This window comes from Arsukibacterium sp. UBA3155, assembly GCA_002364615.1.
Taxonomy (GTDB): domain Bacteria; phylum Pseudomonadota; class Gammaproteobacteria; order Enterobacterales; family Alteromonadaceae; genus Alishewanella.
The window spans coordinates 1-16264 of sequence record DEYP01000012.1; the positions used below are offsets into that span (position 1 = coordinate 1).

Annotated in this window: 15 protein-coding genes; 4 read left to right on the plus strand and 11 right to left on the minus strand. The window is 46.0% G+C overall.

The window, feature by feature from the left end:
* Positions 1-92 precede the first annotated feature (92 nt).
* Both istA and istB read left to right on the plus strand, forming a co-directional pair.
* Positions 93-1586: an IS21 family transposase gene (istA, locus tag B2X65_RS03715; RefSeq protein ID WP_015068741.1), complete on the plus strand. Its 1494-nt coding sequence runs from the start codon at positions 93-95 to the stop codon at positions 1584-1586.
* Positions 1579-2328 (plus strand): IS21-like element helper ATPase IstB, encoded by a 750-nt coding sequence (istB, locus tag B2X65_RS03720; RefSeq protein WP_015068742.1) that lies wholly within the window; start codon positions 1579-1581, stop codon positions 2326-2328. Before istA ends, istB begins: the two co-directional genes overlap by 8 nt.
* A gap of 158 nt (positions 2329-2486) precedes the next feature.
* Here istB and B2X65_RS03725 read toward each other — a convergent pair whose 3' ends face one another.
* The 4 genes from B2X65_RS03725 to B2X65_RS03740 form a co-directional block, all read right to left on the minus strand.
* A complete protein-coding gene (locus B2X65_RS03725) occupies positions 2487-3767 on the minus strand; it encodes an HNH endonuclease (protein WP_290610759.1) in 1281 nt (426 codons plus the stop codon).
* A 466-nt stretch (positions 3768-4233) separates the two neighbouring features.
* Positions 4234-5274: a ribosome small subunit-dependent GTPase A gene (gene rsgA / locus B2X65_RS03730; RefSeq protein WP_290610760.1), complete on the minus strand. Its 1041-nt coding sequence runs from the start codon at positions 5272-5274 to the stop codon at positions 4234-4236.
* 425 nt (positions 5275-5699) lie between these two features.
* Positions 5700-6560 carry a DUF5694 domain-containing protein gene (locus B2X65_RS03735; RefSeq protein WP_290610762.1) on the minus strand — a complete coding sequence of 287 codons (861 nt, stop codon included), beginning with the start codon at positions 6558-6560 and terminating at the stop codon, positions 5700-5702.
* A gap of 92 nt (positions 6561-6652) precedes the next feature.
* Positions 6653-7054 (minus strand): hypothetical protein, encoded by a 402-nt coding sequence (locus B2X65_RS03740; protein ID WP_290610763.1) that lies wholly within the window; start codon positions 7052-7054, stop codon positions 6653-6655.
* A 335-nt stretch (positions 7055-7389) separates the two neighbouring features.
* On the opposite strand from B2X65_RS03740, the gene B2X65_RS03745 reads away from it, so the two are divergent.
* A complete protein-coding gene (locus B2X65_RS03745) occupies positions 7390-8037 on the plus strand; it encodes a hypothetical protein (RefSeq protein WP_290610764.1) in 648 nt (215 codons plus the stop codon).
* A gap of 34 nt (positions 8038-8071) precedes the next feature.
* On the opposite strand, the gene B2X65_RS03750 is transcribed toward B2X65_RS03745, so the two are convergent.
* The 3 genes from B2X65_RS03750 to B2X65_RS03760 are packed head-to-tail and all read right to left on the minus strand — an operon-like array spanning position 8072 to position 10434.
* A complete protein-coding gene (locus B2X65_RS03750) occupies positions 8072-8536 on the minus strand; it encodes a VOC family protein (protein WP_290610765.1) in 465 nt (154 codons plus the stop codon).
* Between the two features lie 26 nt (positions 8537-8562).
* Positions 8563-9057: an STAS domain-containing protein gene (locus B2X65_RS03755; protein ID WP_290610766.1), complete on the minus strand. Its 495-nt coding sequence runs from the start codon at positions 9055-9057 to the stop codon at positions 8563-8565.
* A gap of 3 nt (positions 9058-9060) precedes the next feature.
* Entirely contained in the window at positions 9061-10434 is a 1374-nt protein-coding gene (locus B2X65_RS03760; protein ID WP_290610768.1) for a PP2C family protein-serine/threonine phosphatase, read from the minus strand.
* A gap of 379 nt (positions 10435-10813) precedes the next feature.
* Here B2X65_RS03760 and B2X65_RS03765 point away from each other — a divergent pair, with 379 nt between their 5' ends.
* The gene (locus B2X65_RS03765; protein ID WP_290610769.1) at positions 10814-11266 is read left to right on the plus strand and encodes a PA2169 family four-helix-bundle protein; all 453 of its coding nucleotides are present in this window, start codon (positions 10814-10816) and stop codon (positions 11264-11266) included.
* A gap of 62 nt (positions 11267-11328) precedes the next feature.
* Here B2X65_RS03765 and secF read toward each other — a convergent pair whose 3' ends face one another.
* From secF to B2X65_RS03785, 4 genes are all read right to left on the minus strand, one after another.
* Positions 11329-12264: a protein translocase subunit SecF gene (gene secF, locus B2X65_RS03770; RefSeq protein ID WP_290610770.1), complete on the minus strand. Its 936-nt coding sequence runs from the start codon at positions 12262-12264 to the stop codon at positions 11329-11331.
* 10 nt (positions 12265-12274) lie between these two features.
* On the minus strand, positions 12275-14128 hold the full coding sequence (gene secD, locus B2X65_RS03775; protein WP_290610771.1) for a protein translocase subunit SecD: 1854 nt from the start codon (positions 14126-14128) through the stop codon (positions 12275-12277).
* Between the two features lie 108 nt (positions 14129-14236).
* Positions 14237-14566 carry a hypothetical protein gene (locus B2X65_RS03780; RefSeq protein ID WP_290610772.1) on the minus strand — a complete coding sequence of 110 codons (330 nt, stop codon included), beginning with the start codon at positions 14564-14566 and terminating at the stop codon, positions 14237-14239.
* Positions 14567-14677: 111 nt separating this feature from the next.
* Entirely contained in the window at positions 14678-16231 is a 1554-nt protein-coding gene (locus B2X65_RS03785; protein ID WP_290610774.1) for a bifunctional GNAT family N-acetyltransferase/carbon-nitrogen hydrolase family protein, read from the minus strand.
* Positions 16232-16264: the final 33 nt, after the last annotated feature.

Genomic DNA, 16264 nt, shown 5'->3' on the forward strand with positions numbered 1-16264 from the left:
TATAAAGCGACAATTAACTTGAACGGTTGAGCGACAACCATCTTGACCGGTTGTTCTGTTAAGGTTCGACACGACAATTCGAGGAGAATGGCGTGTCGGGAAATCACATCACAGAAAAACAAGTCAGGTTATATATGAAGTTCAGAAAGGATTTCACGCAGGAAGTGGCCGCCAGTAAAGCGGATATCTCTGTTAGCTCCGCCAGACGAATTGAGAATGGTCGTCATCAACCTAATCAAGCAAAACGCCAATGGCGTACCAGGCCAGATCCTCTTGAAGCGGTGTGGGAGAGTGTCGTTGTTCCGATCTTACAACAAGATGAATTTATTACGCCGGTAGGCGTATTTGATCATCTATGTGAATCACATAGCGACGACTTCCCAACTACAGCACGACGTACGCTTGAGCGCAGAATTAAGAAGTGGCGACAATTACACGGTGGTGCTAAAGATGTGATGTTCTTGCAGCATCACGAATCAGGAATACTGGGAATATGTGACTTTACCCACGTCAAATCTCCTATCACCATAAGACGAGAACCGTGTAAGCACATGCTGTTTAACTATCGCCTAGCGGCCAGCGGCTGGCAGTATTGCCAAGTGGTTTATGGCGGTGAGAGCTTTGCTGCATTCTCCGATAGCCTTCAGAAAGCGTTTAGAGAAAGTGGTGGCGTGCCCAAAGAAGTTCGCACTGACAGCTTAAGTGCGGCGTACCGAAACCATGACAATGCCGAGGCATTTACCGAACGCTATAAGTCGTTGATGTCGCATTACGGCTTTACGGCCACACGTAATAATACCGGTGTAGCGCATGAAAATGGTGTTATCGAGTCTAGCAATCGACATATCAAAGCGCAGATAGAGCAAGCGCTGCGTATACGCGGCTCGTTCGATTTTAATTGCCGCGATGACTATGAAGGCTTTATTCAGCAGTTAGTTGGGCGGCGTAACAAGCGTATCAATAGCGCCTTTATCAAAGAGCAGCGACAATTACAGCCATTGCCGCCTGTGGGTAGCGTCAATTACTCAACAGAGTATGTGCGCGTCTCGCGCACCAGCACTATCAATGTTAAACGCGTGACCTACACAGTGCCTTCCCGCCTGATAGACAGTCGCTTGCGGGTACAAGTGTATGATAACAGGTTAGACTTATATCTCGGTCATGAACTGACTTACAACTTAGAGCGCGTTTATGCGCAAGGCAGTTCACGTAAACGCAGCGTCAATTACAAACACGTCATAGATGCTCTGGTTAAAAAGCCACAAGCCTTCCGGTGTTCACAGTGGCGCGACGAGTTATTACCTAACGAGGATTACCGATGCATCTGGCAATATGTTAACGGCAATATGAAAGCAGATGATGCCTGTCGTTATATCGTCAGCGTGCTTCACCTTGCCAGTAAAGAAAATAACGAAATACGGCTGGGGCGCTTTATCATGCAGCAACTGAATACGGGGAGACTGCCCAGCCTGTTTGACTGCCAAGAGCGCTTCCAGCAACAAACACGTGATATACCCCAACTCCAAGTGGAGCAGCATTCGTTAAAACAGTATGGCCTACTGTTGCAAGGAGGTCGACATGACTAATACAGCTTCACTGCCATTGATGCTAAAAAGCTTGCGCTTAAGTGAGTTCAGAAACCACTGGGAGAGCCTTGCTGAAAAAGCACTGCACGAACAATGGCGACCAGAACACTACTTAAGTGAGTTGTGCCATATGGAGCTGGCAAGTCGGACAGACAAGCGACAATTACGTTACCTAAAAGAGTCAAACTTGCCCTCAGGTAAACACGTTGGCGGCTTCGACTTCAATGCTATAGAAGGCATTAGTAAAGCACGCCTGCATGACCTGGCCGATAACCACGAATGGGTTAAACAAGCCACAAACCTACTACTGTTCGGCGCTAGCGGTGTAGGCAAAACCCATCTCGCCAGCGCGTTGGGTTACAGCCTGATAGAAGCCGGAACCCGCGTAAAGTTCTATCCGGCCACCGCCTTGGTGCAACACCTACAAGACGCCAAACAGCAACTAAAACTCCAGGATGCTCTGAATAAATTGGATAAATACCAAGTGCTAATCGTGGACGACATCGGCTATATCAGAAAGACAGAACAAGAAACCAGTGTACTGTTCGAACTCATTGCACACCGCTATGAGAGGTTCAGCCTTATCATTACATCCAATCAATCGTTCGAAGACTGGGATGCATTGTTCACCGATACCACCATGGCAGTTGCAGCTATAGACCGGCTTGTTCACCACTCACATATCATTCAATTACAGGGGGAAAGCTATCGAAGAAAAACAGCAATAAAACAGGAAGAATAACTCAGCGACAACCGGTCAAGATAATTGACGCCGGACCGGTCAAGACAGTTGACGTTTTATACGCTTTACTCAGCCGCCGCCTGAATGGAGCCGCTTTATGCTAGCGTAGCGCACACTACAAAGCGAGCGGAGTGTAGGTAATCAGATGCAGCAATTTGTTATGCCTTTTCTGCTTTCACTATACGAATAGTTTCGTTGATTGACACCTCATTGATACTATTTAGGCAGTCAAATCTCCAGCCTTTTCCTAAGCTATAGTGTTTAAAGGTATCCCAGAACTTTTGGTAATTTTCATCGCTTGAAAAGTCAACATTGTCCTTTTCACTAAAAGGAATTATGTATACATAAACAAAGCTGCCAAGTCTAAACTCAGAGACAACGTGCGGTATATCGGTGTTATCCACTTTTCGAACATAGTTGACAATTTGTGGTTCTTTAGAAAATCCACTATGGACAACATTTACAGCAATATTAGGTAGGCGTAACTCTTTCTGATCATCGGTTTTCATCCACTTTATTGTTTCCTTAAGATCCGCTACATGCTCTTCGTCAATTGTAGACAGGGTGATCTTACACAGCGCCTTGTAAAGTTTTGCCGGAGTGAACCTTTTTGTAGAGTCTAAATGAACTTTGATCTCCTTGTCGCTTACTCTTTCTATATTTTGGGATGCGACAATCGGCATATTGTTTTCAATTTGCATGTGCCCATTTTTATATTTTATTTTAGGAGTTCCATTTTTCCCCTTCAGTCCAAGAAAAACTCTATATATGTCAAAATGTTCGATCAGCGATGGCTCGATATAATTCCCAAAGAACCCATTGCAATCATCACACTCATCACAAAGAATTATGTTTTTGTTTCCGAGCCCCTCAGGTATCGCATGGGCCACTTTTTTGAAGGTGGCACCATCATTCATGGTTTTATTGCAAAACCTACAGCAACGACTTTCCTTTTTTGCATTCCCTATAATAGTTCTTCTGTCATTCCTGGGTATATTCATGTTGTACTTTGATGTCAAATCCCCTGAAAACTCATCAAGAACACGCATTTTTCCTTCAAATTTTGACTGGAGATCCTCTGAGTTACCAAACTCATTTAAAGTAGAGATGTATGTTTCTAGTTTTATTTTTTCTGACGTATCAGTCGGCATAGACTGCAACACTAAAAAATATTCATTGGGTGATAGGCTTGATATTTTGCTTTTCAACCTGTTTAAAATCGGCTGAGAGCTTGCATACTTGGCGACAAATTCAGAAACTTTATGCTTTAAATCTTCGGTCGCTTTCTGCACTGAAGAAAGTTTCAAAATGTTGTCTTTAATATCGCCAAAGCATGTCAATAGTTCTAAATATACAGTGCCAGTTTCTTCGTTAGTTGGCTGAAGGTTAATCCCAAAGCCATCCCCTTTAGTCATAAAGTAAATACTGTAACTTTCCATACTAGGTTTCCATAATTAATTTGCTACAGCAGCACAGTAGGCATAACGCTTATGCAGCGGAAAGACCCGTATTTAAATACAGACTTTTCCGCTTTTGTGAATTTAATGCTTGGAAGACTATATCGCTTTTCTACAACCTAGAACAAGTTATAGGTACAGATAGGATATAAATGCAGATTAATCCATCTAACAAGCGTTGGTGGTATCCAGATGCGGGCAATATATTTGTACAGCGCCTAATGTTCGGTTAGGTTTTGGTATGTCAGGTATTGGCACCAAGCAGCCAGATGGTTGAATACCGCTAGCTAAATCGCCTTCTAAACAAAAGTACGTATTCCTGCTTTTTGCAGATAAATAAAAGCATTCAACAACATGTCTGGGAAGTGTTTGGTTTACTGATGACGATGCCGCGTTGCTGGTTATCGACTATCGAAAAAAACGCCGCCCTTAGGCGGCGTGTTTACGGCTAATCACTGAATTTTTTGGCTTTTAGTGACTTAACCGACTTCACCATCTTACTAAATTTCCGCTCGTGGGCGCGCCTTTGTTTCAGTGACGCCGCGTTGCGTGCCTGTTCAACATTCAGCTTCTGGTAGTTGATTAATCGCCTTGCTGCTAAAGCCCCCTGCGTTATAGCCTGTTGTACCGCGCAGCCTGGTTCAGCAACATGCTGACAGTCACTAAAGCGGCATTGACTGGCTATAGCGTCAATGTCGGCAAACGCGCGGCGAATGCCGTCGTCACAGTCTGTCAGCTGCAGCTCACGCATACCGGGCGTATCAATTACTACAGCACCACCGGCAATAAAATGCATGGAGCGCCCTGTTGTGGTATGCCGGCCTTTACTGTCATCTACTCGTATTGCTGCGGTTTTTTGTCCACCGCGGCCAGTGAGAGTATTCACTAACGTCGATTTGCCAACACCAGAAGACCCTACCACCGCCAAGGTGTTACCAGCTTTACACCAGTGCTGCAAGGTACTGCTGCAGCTCGCATCAAGTGCATTAACCACCTCGACCATCAGCATGGTGTCTAGCTGTTTAACCTGTCGCAAAAAGGCATCTACATCGGCGCATAGGTCCATTTTGGTTAATACCAGTAACGGCTCGGCACCGGCATCGTGCGCCAGGGTTAGAAAGCGCTCTATCCGGCTTAAATTAAAGTCATGGTTTAACGAGCAGACAATAATCAGCGTATCGACGTTAGCGGCAATAAGTTGCTCAGCCAGTTGGCTACCCACCGCTTTACGTTTAAACAACGACTTTCTGGTTAACAGGCGCACAAAGCCGCCGCCGGCATCTAGCAGCAACCAATCGCCAATGGTTATCGGCGGCAAAGTGGTGCTGGCCATTAAACAGCAAGAGCCCTGCAGGGTTATCAGCTCATAACCACTGCGGTGATGTGCCGTAACCCGGGCGATAATGCTGTGTTCAAATTCCTGTAAAGTAAGTTGTTGTTGAAAAAAAGCCTGCCACCCCAGGTGTTGCAATGTTGAGGGTAAGTTCATGTCATTTCCTTCTGCCCACAGTGAAGCACTGCGCGCACAGTAAAAATGGTTAGGAGCTCTGGAATAAGGTTACAGTAACCGTATTAATCGGTTACCAGAGTTCCCGGTCAGCAGACACCGGGCAAAGGCAGGTTAAGGCAAAAGGTAAAAGTTTTACTTACGCCGCAGCCTTCGCCGGGTGGGTCATTGCAACAATCATCAAACTTTCCTTCTGAGGCTAAATAACGCACAAAAGTATATCGCTAGTAAACAGGAAAAGCCAACTTGGTGTTGTTCTACAAAGATGTTAGCTGGTTTAACACGCAGCAGATACCGTTATTTACCTCCAGATCACCGAAGCGGGAGTAAAAGGCCAGCACAGTACCAGCTTTGGTTTTGGCTTATCGATAGTTAAACGCCTGTGCGACATAATGCCTGCGCTAATGTTACGGCGTTAAATAATCCAGTGTATTTACCATCTCAAACTTAGGACTGCGGCCAATAAACTCTCTGAGCATAGCGGTATGGGCTGACCCCATTAAAATTAGCACCCGATCATTTGTCGTCATCGGAATGCGATTTAAATTCGTATAAATTTTCATATTGCGCAGATAAAACTGTGCGGCCTGCTCTGCCCCCTCAAAACCATCACCAATGCCAACATAAAACAGTTTATCGGCATTGGTGTTAAGCATGTAATCCAGCATTAGCGGCTGATTAGTTAACTGTAACTGCTGCAGCAACGAGAGCTGATCAAAACGCTGGTAAAGCGCGCCAAGTTTCGGATAGTGCAAAAAAGGCTGATGGGTTAATTGCAGGTAAGTTTGCCGATCAACGGCATTTTCCAGCTCAGGGCTGTGTTCGATAAAATCACCCAGGCTATAGTTGTATCCCAGATGATGATCAATACCGTACACTTTTTCCAAACCACTTAACCTGGCAACATCAAAGCCCAGCATACTTAATTCACCATAAGTGGGGTCTAACATTTCTGGAGTTGCTAAAAATGCCTGATACGCCTGGTTTATCGTCGCCATATCTTCTGGTAAAAATTCCAGGCACACAATAGTGGGTTTAAAATGAGCAATTAGCCTGGCAATCTCTTTAACCGCTTGCTGATTAGCCTGGCTATGCTCATCAAAATGGACGGTGTTAGCGTCACTGCTTGTTGCAAAATGAAAACTGCCTAAATTTAACACTTTAATCTTTTTAGTATTACCAGAAGCTGGCTCAGTCAGTAAGACAGAGTCAGTCACACTGCTGCAGCCAACTAGACAAAGCGCCAGTAAAATTAGGATAGTTTTCATTTATTTAGACCATATTCTGCATAGTGCATCAGCAAAACCAACATTGGCAAATGCAGCAACAGCAGGAGAGTGCTCATGGCTCCTGCTATTTTTTAAATACCACCAGCGCGGAGCACGTAGTCTTGATACGCAGGAATAGCAATAGCAGCGATAATACCGATAAGTGGAATAAGCAATAAACACAAACCCCAGATTGACCATTTTTTCTGCACACGGTTAAAATGCTCTACGCTATCCCATTTTTTATTTTTCCAAGCGAGCTCACGCCCTTTAAACCCTAGGTAGATCGCCACAATAAAGCCGATATAAGGAACCAGTGCCAGAAAACCAATGTATGTTTTGTTAAAACCACCCCAGATCCAATTTAATGAAAATGCGCCCCAACTAAAGCCTGCAATTCCATCTGGTAATGTGTTTTGTTTCATTCCTGAATTATTATCTGGTTGACCCGTTAACGTAACGTCTGATTTTGGTGCTGCATAAACGTCGTTCATATCTTTCTCTTTGCTCAAATTATTAACTATCTGCTTTGCCAATAAGCCGCCGCCCGGTCATAGAGGTATTACACCCAGCCTTAATAGTAACGGGTGCTCATCGCTATTAAACAACGGGCTGCTGACACTACATCGGTTTCAGATTTTTTACAATACAGTATCGGTACACGCCAAATTACGGGTGTGGCAATATTTATGCTTTTAAATCTCTGCGGATTTTGTCAACTATTTCGGCTGAGTTTTCAACAAAATAGCAGGCAAAGCCATTTCAATTGGGATTTTATACGGTTAGCCGCTAAACTTTGGCTAAAGATAACTGCTAAGCGAGATTTACTATGCGTTTGTTATTATTGTTGCTGATAAGTATTAGTGTGAGTTTTCTGCCACTACGGGCGACTGCTGCGGACGATCAGCATAGTTATGTTGGAGATCATGGTATGGTGTTATTTGCTGCAGATGATATTTTGCTGGCATCACATTTACCGCTATATCAACCGCCACATAATTATCAGCTTATTTATCAGATCACCCTGCCCCCCACTGAGCATAAAGTTGTGCTGGCCACGCTGCAAAAAAGACAGCAGATGACCTTACTGCCGCAGCAATTTGACTTAACGCAATTAATCAAAGGCCAAAGCATTACGGTTAACGCTGCGCTGTATCATGGCCATTTTGAACGGGGTGGCAGTGTCTGGTTTGACAAGGTACCGGTAAATTTTGCCCGCCAACTCTATATCAGGCCAATTCAGCAACCTGGAACTGCAAGTGAAGCACGGTATGACGTGTTAAAAATTAATTCGAGTTATTTTTTAATCCATCAGATTGCCGCAAACCCCAGCTATGATCAGATATTGCGCACAGAGCGCCCTATAAGCGAACCGCTGATTTTAAAAGCACCGGCTGATGTGACAGCGCTGCAACAACTGAATGCGATGGGCATTGAGGCTACTGAAGTGTATCTGGAAACTGCTGATTTTCAGTAGCTCAATTTGTGCCGCTTCAGTAGGGTTTCAGAAATTACTGACCAAACATTTCAGCAGCCCGCCTGGCAATCTCGTCATCTGTAACGTCTTCAATATGGGTAGATAACATCCAGCGATGACCAAAAGGGTCGACCAGACTGCCGCTGCGATCGCCATAAAACTGATCTGCTACTTCCATGGTCAGTTTGCCACCTGCTGCGACTGCTTGTTTTACCACGGCATCAACGTCTTCAACATATACCATTAGGGTCACCGGGCTGTCGCCCAGCATGTCAGGGCTTTTATTGCACCACTGGTCACTTTGCTCGCTTAACATAAATAAGGCGGCACCAATGCGCATTTCAGCATGCATTACCGTGCCATCTGGCATGGCCATCCGACTGATTAATTCAGCATTAAACGCCTTTTGGTAAAACTCAATTGCTCCGGCCGCGTCTTTGATGGTTAAGTAAGGGTTAACACCTGCGTAATTAGCAGGAATGGGGGATACCTTCGCCATATCTGTCTCCTTTTGGCTAAATAAGACTACTTTAATTGTTGTTGTAACAAGTTCACTAGCGGCTGAAACTCTGCTTTATTTCTATCGTTCAGGTCGATTAATGCCTGATGCGCCCGCAATATCATCTGGCCCTGCTCCTGCTCAGTGTATGTCTGAGTGGCGATATTGCTCATTTCAGCGTTAACGTTCGTTGGCTGTTCAACAATTTGAAATGCCTGCTCCAGACATAAACTAAACAGTAATTCATTAATTTCACTGTCGGTCGAAAAAAGGGTTGGTTTTGGCATTTGTTGTTGCTGGCAATAGCGGGCGATGCTGGCCAGCAGACCAACATAGGTGCTATCAATAAACGTTGCCTGATTTAAATCAATAACCACCTGGGCACAGGGTATTGGCGCGCTGAATAATCGGTCAATTAAGTCGTCCATGCCCGTGGCATTGGTATAACGCAGTTCACCACATAGTTTGAAATAACAACAGTTATCAATGTTGGCAAACAAAATTTGCTGTGACTCACTCATGTGTTACTCGCTTAGCGGATTAGCTGGCGGATCAGTAACGCCCCTGTTTAACTTCAGTATAGTCAGATCATCGGGTAATGGTTGCGCCGGATCAATATTCAGTGCCTGCAGTAACCCGGCAATATCCGGATGCGCCATGCTGTTATCCAGCAAACACTGCAACTTTAACTCAGTTGTCGGCTGGGGCAGCAAATCTAATAAGCCATCTGAACACAACACAACACTGCTTTGTTCAGCCAGCGTCAGCTGATGATTTTGATACTGGCTAAAGTCGAACATGCCGGCCGGTGTGCTTTTCAGCTCCAGATAGCTGGACTGTTGCTGCTGTTGTATTAAAGGCCAGGGATAGGCGCCGGCATTGGCGTAGATAAGCTGGTGGCTGTGGGTATCCAGTACCGCATAAAACAGCGCAATATACTTTGCCATATTTTCCCGCAGCAGTTCACTGTTCAGGGTGCTTAGCATGGCCGCCGGGTCAAGCAGCGTATCGGCATTACCGCGCTGATAACGCTCATAATACGAGCTAACAAAACGCTTTAAATAAACCGTAACAAAAGCAGAAGCCACACCGTGCCCGGACACATCTGCCATATAAAACACCACCCGGTGTTCGTCGGCATTAAAATAGTCGACAAAATCACCACTCATATAAGCCGATGGAAACAGCGCATGACTGAACTCATACTCACCACAGCAAAACCTCGCTGGCGGCAACATTTTAAACTGTACCTGCTTGCCCGCCCGCTCCCCGGCTTCCAGCTCAGCCAGCGAATGCTGCAGTTGCTGATTACTGATTGCCAGCTCTGCGGTTCTGGCCTGCACCTTAGCCTCAAGGGTATCGTTTAGTTTCGCCAGATCAGCAATAGCGGTATAGGCCCTCATCGCCGACAATACGGTGGTGGTTAGGCGCTGCACGGTTAGCTCGGTTTTTGACCGGTAATCATTGATATCGTAGTCTTGCACGACTCTTTGCTCAGGCGCCTGGCCCGCCTGGCCGGTGCGCAGCACAATTCGGATTAGATGGTTTTGTAAGGTATCGCGGATATAGTGCACCAGCGTCAGGCCAGCGTCGTCGGTTTCCATTACCACGTCCAGCAAAACCAGGGCAATGTCGGGATTGCTGTCGAGTATCGGCTTTGCATCGCGGGCACTGTGTGCACTGATAAACTTAAGTTTGTGGTTTTGAAAATTAAAATCACGTAGCGCCAGCACCGTGACCTTATGAATTTCCGGATCATCATCAACAATAAGCACTGTCCAGTACTGGTAGTCAGCTGCTGGCTCGTTGCTATCCTCTGCAAACACCATTAGCTCATGATTGGCAGTCGATCCTTCCATAGCTGAAGTGCTGTCGTTTGGAGCAACATTGTGTGCCATCCAGAGTTCCCTCACATTAATGCAAGCGCATACTGACGGTAGCATAGTTAATCCGCAGCGAAAACACCCAACGCTCAGATCCTGAAAACATCTATGTACCCTAGTAAAAATTACCGGCGTACCAGCGAAAGCATGAAATAAATGCGCTGGCGAATATCCATAGGCCGGCAACACAATGATAGGCCACAATATAATATAAATTAATTAATTTTCTTATAATCAATACTTTATTTGTTTATCTGTGCCATTAAAAAATTGAAATGTCAGATTGGCCTGCATGCTGCAGCAGTATGGTTGTCCTGGCAGCGAAGTGTTAGCCTCAGCGCTAAGTTGTTACTAACAACCGCTGTAATTTTTAATTAAAATGGAGAGCGCATTTATGGCACAGTTAAATAATCCAGAAATTAAACATGTACATGACATTATCCAGGTACTGAACAGTGGTATTGATTTTTATGGTGATGCAAAAGAGAAAGTAGATGACCGCCAGCTTGCCAGTTTTTTTGACCGGATGTTAAACGCCCGGCGTCTGGTCAAAGAACGCCTGCAGCCTTTTGCTGTTGCCGAAGATGGTGAGCGGGAAGATGGCTCAGCGTTTACCGTTGAAGCAAGAAAAGCGTATACCAAGGTTATAGGTGCCATGTCGTCTGACAAAGAGCACACCTATATCAGTCAGCTGGAAGAAGTAGAAGATAAAACGCTGGAAGAGCTTAAAGCCGCGTTAAAAGAAAACCAGCCGCCGCAATTCGAAACCGCGCTGCGTCAGTCGTTAACCACGATGCAGGAATGCCACGATGAAATGCGGGCACTGAAAAAAGCAACCAGCCATTAATAACGTGCTGGTTAAACGGATAAAAAAACGGCCTTACGGCCGTTTTTCTTTATCAAATACCGCTAAACCTGCTCAACCTCATTCTCTGCAGGCGGTGCAGGCAACATATCTTCGCGGCTAATGCCTAATACTTCTGCTATGGCGCTGGCGACATACACAGATGAGTAAGTGCCTACGGCAATACCAAATAGTAAGGCAGTGGCAAAACCATTAATTAACGCGCCGCCCATAAAAAACAACACCAATAATACCAGCACCGTGGTCAGAGAAGTAATCACCGTCCGGTTCAGGGTTGAGGTTATGGCATGGTCAATCGTTTCATCAACGGTCGCCTCGCGCAACTTACGAAAACTTTCCCGCAGCCGGTCAAACACCACGATAGTATCGTTAATTGAGTAACCAATCAGTGCCAGAATTGCCGCCAGTACCGTCAGGTCGAACTCAAGCTGTAAGATTGAAAACAAACCAAGCGTTAGTATGACATCATGCCCAAGCGAGACGACGGCACCTACTGACAATCGCCATTCAAACCGCAAGGCAACGTAAAGCAGAATACCAATAAGCGCTACCAGCATGGCCATTCCACCATCTTGTTTCAGCTCTTCGCCTACACTCGGCCCCACAAATTCAACCCGGCGCAGCTCAACGGGTGTGCTTTGCTTTGCATTTAACGCCTGCAATACCGCCTCACCGACTTTTTCCTGCACCAGATCAGGGCGAAGCGGAATACGAATTAGCACGTCTTTACTGGAGCCGAACAACTGAATAACTGCATCCGGATAGCCAGCAGCACTTAAGGTGTCACGCATTGCCGTTAAGTCAGCAGACTGGTTCAAGCCAACTTCAATAACCGTACCTCCGGTAAAGTCCAGGCCCCAGTTAATGCCTTTAGTGGCAAAAGAGCCAATAGATCCGATAACCAATAAGACAGATAACAGCAACGCCGGCCATTTAAACCGCATAAAATGAAGTGGCTGGCTAAAATTAAATAGTTGCATAGCGTACTCCTTACAGCGGCAGTGACTGCAGACGGCGGCCACCCCAAATTAAATTAACCAGTAACCGGCTGCCGACTACCGCAGTAAAAATGGAGGTGATAATGCCAATCGCCAACGTTATAGCGAAGCCTTTCACCGGCCCGGTGCCAACACCGAACAGAATAAGCGCCACCAGTAAGGTGGTCATATTTGAATCAGCGATAGTTGCAAAGGCTCTATCGTAGCCAAGATGAATTGCCTGCTGAACGGACCTGCCCTCAGCCAGCTCTTCCCGTATTCGCTCAAATATCAGCACATTGGCATCGACCGCCATACCCACCGTCAGCACAATGCCCGCCATACCTGGCAGCGTTAATGTCGCCCCTGGGATCATCGACATAATGCCAACCATAAAAATAACATTTGCCGCCAACGCGATATTGGCTACTAAGCCAAAGGCCTTGTAATACACCAGCATAAAAATAAGTACTGCTAACATGCCCCATTGAATCGCGGCCAGGCCCAGTTCGATATTTTCCTTACCCAGGCTTGGGCCAATTGTGCGCTCTTCTATCACCTGAATTGGCGCAATCAATGCACCGGCCCGCAGTAAACTGGCCAGATGCTGTGCCTGTGCCGGAGAGCTTAAACCGGTTATGTCAAAATCGCGGCCAAGCCGTGACTGGATAGTGGCGTCGTTAATCACTTCCTGTTGTTTTACTAATACCGGCGTGCCATCGGCTCTTTGCTCTGTACCGGGCTTATATTCAATAAATACGGTGGCCATTCTGCGACCTACTGCACTTTTTGACGCATCAGACATTAAATTGCCGCCGGCAGTATCCAGTTTAATGGTGACCTTGGGCTGACTGTATTCGTCGTAACCCGAAATGGCGTCGGTAATATGATCACCGGTCAGCAATACCCGCTTTTCCAGCAGCACCGGCCGGCCATCATTGCTCTGATAAAGCTCAGCATTGCCTGGTAACCGACCTGCTATTGCAGCTGTCAAATCGCTATCCGTATCAACCAGCCGAAACTCCAGCGTCGCGGTGGCACTGAGTATTTCTTTGGCCTGTGCGGTATCCTGTACACCAGGTAGTTGCACCACGATGCGATCTGCGCCCTGGCGCTGGACTACGGGTTCAGCCACGCCTATCTCATTTACCCGGTTGCGCATAATGGTAATGTTCTGTTCCAGCGCATAATTACGAATATCGCGCTGACGCTCCTCACTTAACGAAACCAGCAAGCTGAGGCTATCCATATCCTGGTTCATTAACAGCTGACTATCTTGTTTGCTTAGCAGGCTTGCTGCCTGTTCAACATCTGCAGCTTGCCGGAAAACTATGGCAATCTGGCCTTGCTCCAGATTAGCTTTAACGCTCTGGTAACGAATATCCGCCTGGCGTAAATCGTTACGGAACTGACTGACTAAATCGTTAAGATGTTTATCCAGAGCAGCTTGCATATCTACGGCCAGTAAAAAATGCACCCCACCACGAAGATCCAAGCCCAACTTCATGGGGGTTGCACCAATTGCTGACAGCCAGGCAGGTGTAGCCGGCATTAAGCTAAGCGCAGCAATGTAATTACGGCCTAACAGGTTTTTTGCCTGATCAAATGCCTGCAGCTGTTGCTCGGCGCTGGAAAAGCGCGCAATGATTTTCCCGTCCTGTAGCTGAACTGAAGCGGCGGCATTGCCTGCGCGAATAAATTCCTGTTCCAGTTGCAAACGGGTTTGTTCTGAAATAACAGCACCGCCTCTGGCGCTGATATTAAGGGCCGGGTCTTCCGGGTATAAATTGGGTAAGGCATACACCAGGGTTAATAACAGCATGGTAATAACTACCACATAACGCCAGGCAGGGTTTTTGTTTAACATAAAGAGTGTCCTTCACATACTCAGCACCACTACAGCAAGGCTATAGCAGTCACAAAATGGGCAGCACCATTGAAAAAAAATTTAAAACAAGGTGTTGCAGTTTGAGTTTTACAGTGAGCGAAAAACGGGGGGAGCGCGGGCAGAGTGAGCGACAGACTCAATCGTAGCTACTGTGAAATGCAGACTATAGATTAAGCCTGCAGTAGCTGCGGTTAGGTTAACATTGTGGCTTGCGGTTAACGCGACGAAGGGCTCATCGCTATCGGTGTCATCGGACACCAGGTATTGTTGATGAAATGCGGATTGAATAGCAGGGGTAAGGCCCTGCAATTGTGTTTCAACCAGAGGGGCTACCCGGCTTTGTTGCACAGCCAGCGCCTGCGGTGAACACAGCAGACTTAAGTAAACCAGTATGATTAAACTACTGAACCAACGCATAAAGCCTCATAACAGACACAGGACACTAACTCGATCCTGATACCGCTATCATGAGGCTTTGCCACAGCCGAAACAAGCTACCCCAACAAATATATTTTGTATTGTAACCTGTTACTTTTTATCCTTTAACTTTACATCCAGTGGCGGATTTACCAGCGACAACTGATATACGTCATGCCGGCGATCTTTCATGGTGTTGACACTGCCGTGAGTATGCAGCTCTTTTAACGCGTCCAGGTCGACATCGACAATGAGCAGCATTTCTGAGTTAGGTGTAGCCTCTGCTTTAATCCCAGTGGTGGGGAAGGCAAAATCTGACGGGGTAAACAGCGCCGACTGGGCATACTGAATATCCATGTTATTTACTCGTGCCAGGTTACCCACAGCACCGGCAATAGCCACATAACACTCGTTTTCAATAGCCCGGGCCATGGCACAGTGCCGCACCCGGGTATAACCATTCTGGGTGTCAGTTAAAAAAGGCACAAATAAAATGTTCATGCCCTGATCGGATAATAGTCGGGCATATTCAGGAAACTCAACATCGTAACAAATCATAATGCCCACTTTGCCACAGTCAGTATCGAATACTTTTACCCGGTTGCCGCCGTGCATGGCCCAGTTGCGCTTCTCTGCCGGGGTAACATGCACCTTGTCGTATTGCTCCCAACTGCCATCCCGGCGGCATAAAAAACCACTGTTATGCAGTTTGCCATCATAAAGACACGGCATACTGCCGGTAATAATATTAATATTATAAGCGATGGCAAACTCTACAAATTTTTCGCGAATAGTATCGGTATATTTCGCCAGCTCGCGGATACTTTGCGTCACACTTAAATGGTTGTAATGCTCCATCAAAGGGGCAGCAAAAAGCTCCGGAAACAAAATAAAGTCGCTTTTGTAATCTGATACCGCATCAACAAAAAATTCCATTTGCTCGAACAGCTGGTTAATGTCCTTCATATTGCGCATTTGCCACTGCACTAAACCCAGGCGCACTTCGGCTTTGGGCGCATTAATCAGTTTTACCGATTTGGTGTAATAAATATTGGCCCACTCTAATAAGGTGGCATATTCTTTTGACTGGGTATCACCTGGAATATATCCGGTTAATAACTTGCGGACATGGAAACCATTGGCCAGCTGAAAACTAAGCACCGGATCATAAAGCTCTTTGCTTTTTACTTTTTCAATAAACTGTTTTGCACTAAGGGTACTTGAATGCTGCTCATAATTTGGCATTCTGCCACCGGCCATAATAGCCCGTAAATTCAGGTTCTCACATAGCTCTTTTCGTACGTCATACAGCCGTCTGGCCAGGCGCAGGCCGCGATAATCAGGGTGAATAAACACCTCTATACCATAAAGAACATCACCGTTATGATCATGATTATCAAAAGAAAAACCAGAAACAATTTGCTCATAGGTATGATCATCACTGAATTTGCGATAGTCAATAATTAGTGAAAATGCACAGCCAACAACTTTGCCATCAACACAGACACAAATCTGACCTTCAGGGAATTTGGTGAGTAGTGTGTCTACCCGCTCTTTGGTCCAGGTAAGCAGCGGGCCCGCCTGATATACCTGCTCAGACGCCGCACGCAGCTCAGCCATATCTTCACTGGTTAAATGGCGTATTTCTACATGATTAGCTTCCATTATATCTCCTGATTTATTAATCTTTTAAACCGG

What these genes read in the sequence shown, in the direction of transcription:
- istB (WP_015068742.1), top strand. Translation starts at nt 1,579, where the DNA reads ATGACTAATACAGCTTCACTGCCATTGATGCTAAAAAGCTTGCGCTTA.
- B2X65_RS03725 (WP_290610759.1), bottom strand. Translation starts at nt 3,767, where the DNA reads ATGGAAAGTTACAGTATTTACTTTATGACTAAAGGGGATGGCTTTGGG.
- rsgA (WP_290610760.1), bottom strand. Translation starts at nt 5,274, where the DNA reads ATGAACTTACCCTCAACATTGCAACACCTGGGGTGGCAGGCTTTTTTT.
- B2X65_RS03735 (WP_290610762.1), bottom strand. Translation starts at nt 6,560, where the DNA reads ATGAAAACTATCCTAATTTTACTGGCGCTTTGTCTAGTTGGCTGCAGC.
- B2X65_RS03740 (WP_290610763.1), bottom strand. Translation starts at nt 7,054, where the DNA reads ATGAACGACGTTTATGCAGCACCAAAATCAGACGTTACGTTAACGGGT.
- B2X65_RS03745 (WP_290610764.1), top strand. Translation starts at nt 7,390, where the DNA reads ATGCGTTTGTTATTATTGTTGCTGATAAGTATTAGTGTGAGTTTTCTG.
- B2X65_RS03750 (WP_290610765.1), bottom strand. Translation starts at nt 8,536, where the DNA reads ATGGCGAAGGTATCCCCCATTCCTGCTAATTACGCAGGTGTTAACCCT.
- B2X65_RS03755 (WP_290610766.1), bottom strand. Translation starts at nt 9,057, where the DNA reads ATGAGTGAGTCACAGCAAATTTTGTTTGCCAACATTGATAACTGTTGT.
- B2X65_RS03760 (WP_290610768.1), bottom strand. Translation starts at nt 10,434, where the DNA reads ATGGCACACAATGTTGCTCCAAACGACAGCACTTCAGCTATGGAAGGA.
- B2X65_RS03765 (WP_290610769.1), top strand. Translation starts at nt 10,814, where the DNA reads ATGGCACAGTTAAATAATCCAGAAATTAAACATGTACATGACATTATC.
- secF (WP_290610770.1), bottom strand. Translation starts at nt 12,264, where the DNA reads ATGCAACTATTTAATTTTAGCCAGCCACTTCATTTTATGCGGTTTAAA.
- secD (WP_290610771.1), bottom strand. Translation starts at nt 14,128, where the DNA reads ATGTTAAACAAAAACCCTGCCTGGCGTTATGTGGTAGTTATTACCATG.
- B2X65_RS03780 (WP_290610772.1), bottom strand. Translation starts at nt 14,566, where the DNA reads ATGCGTTGGTTCAGTAGTTTAATCATACTGGTTTACTTAAGTCTGCTG.
- B2X65_RS03785 (WP_290610774.1), bottom strand. Translation starts at nt 16,231, where the DNA reads ATGGAAGCTAATCATGTAGAAATACGCCATTTAACCAGTGAAGATATG.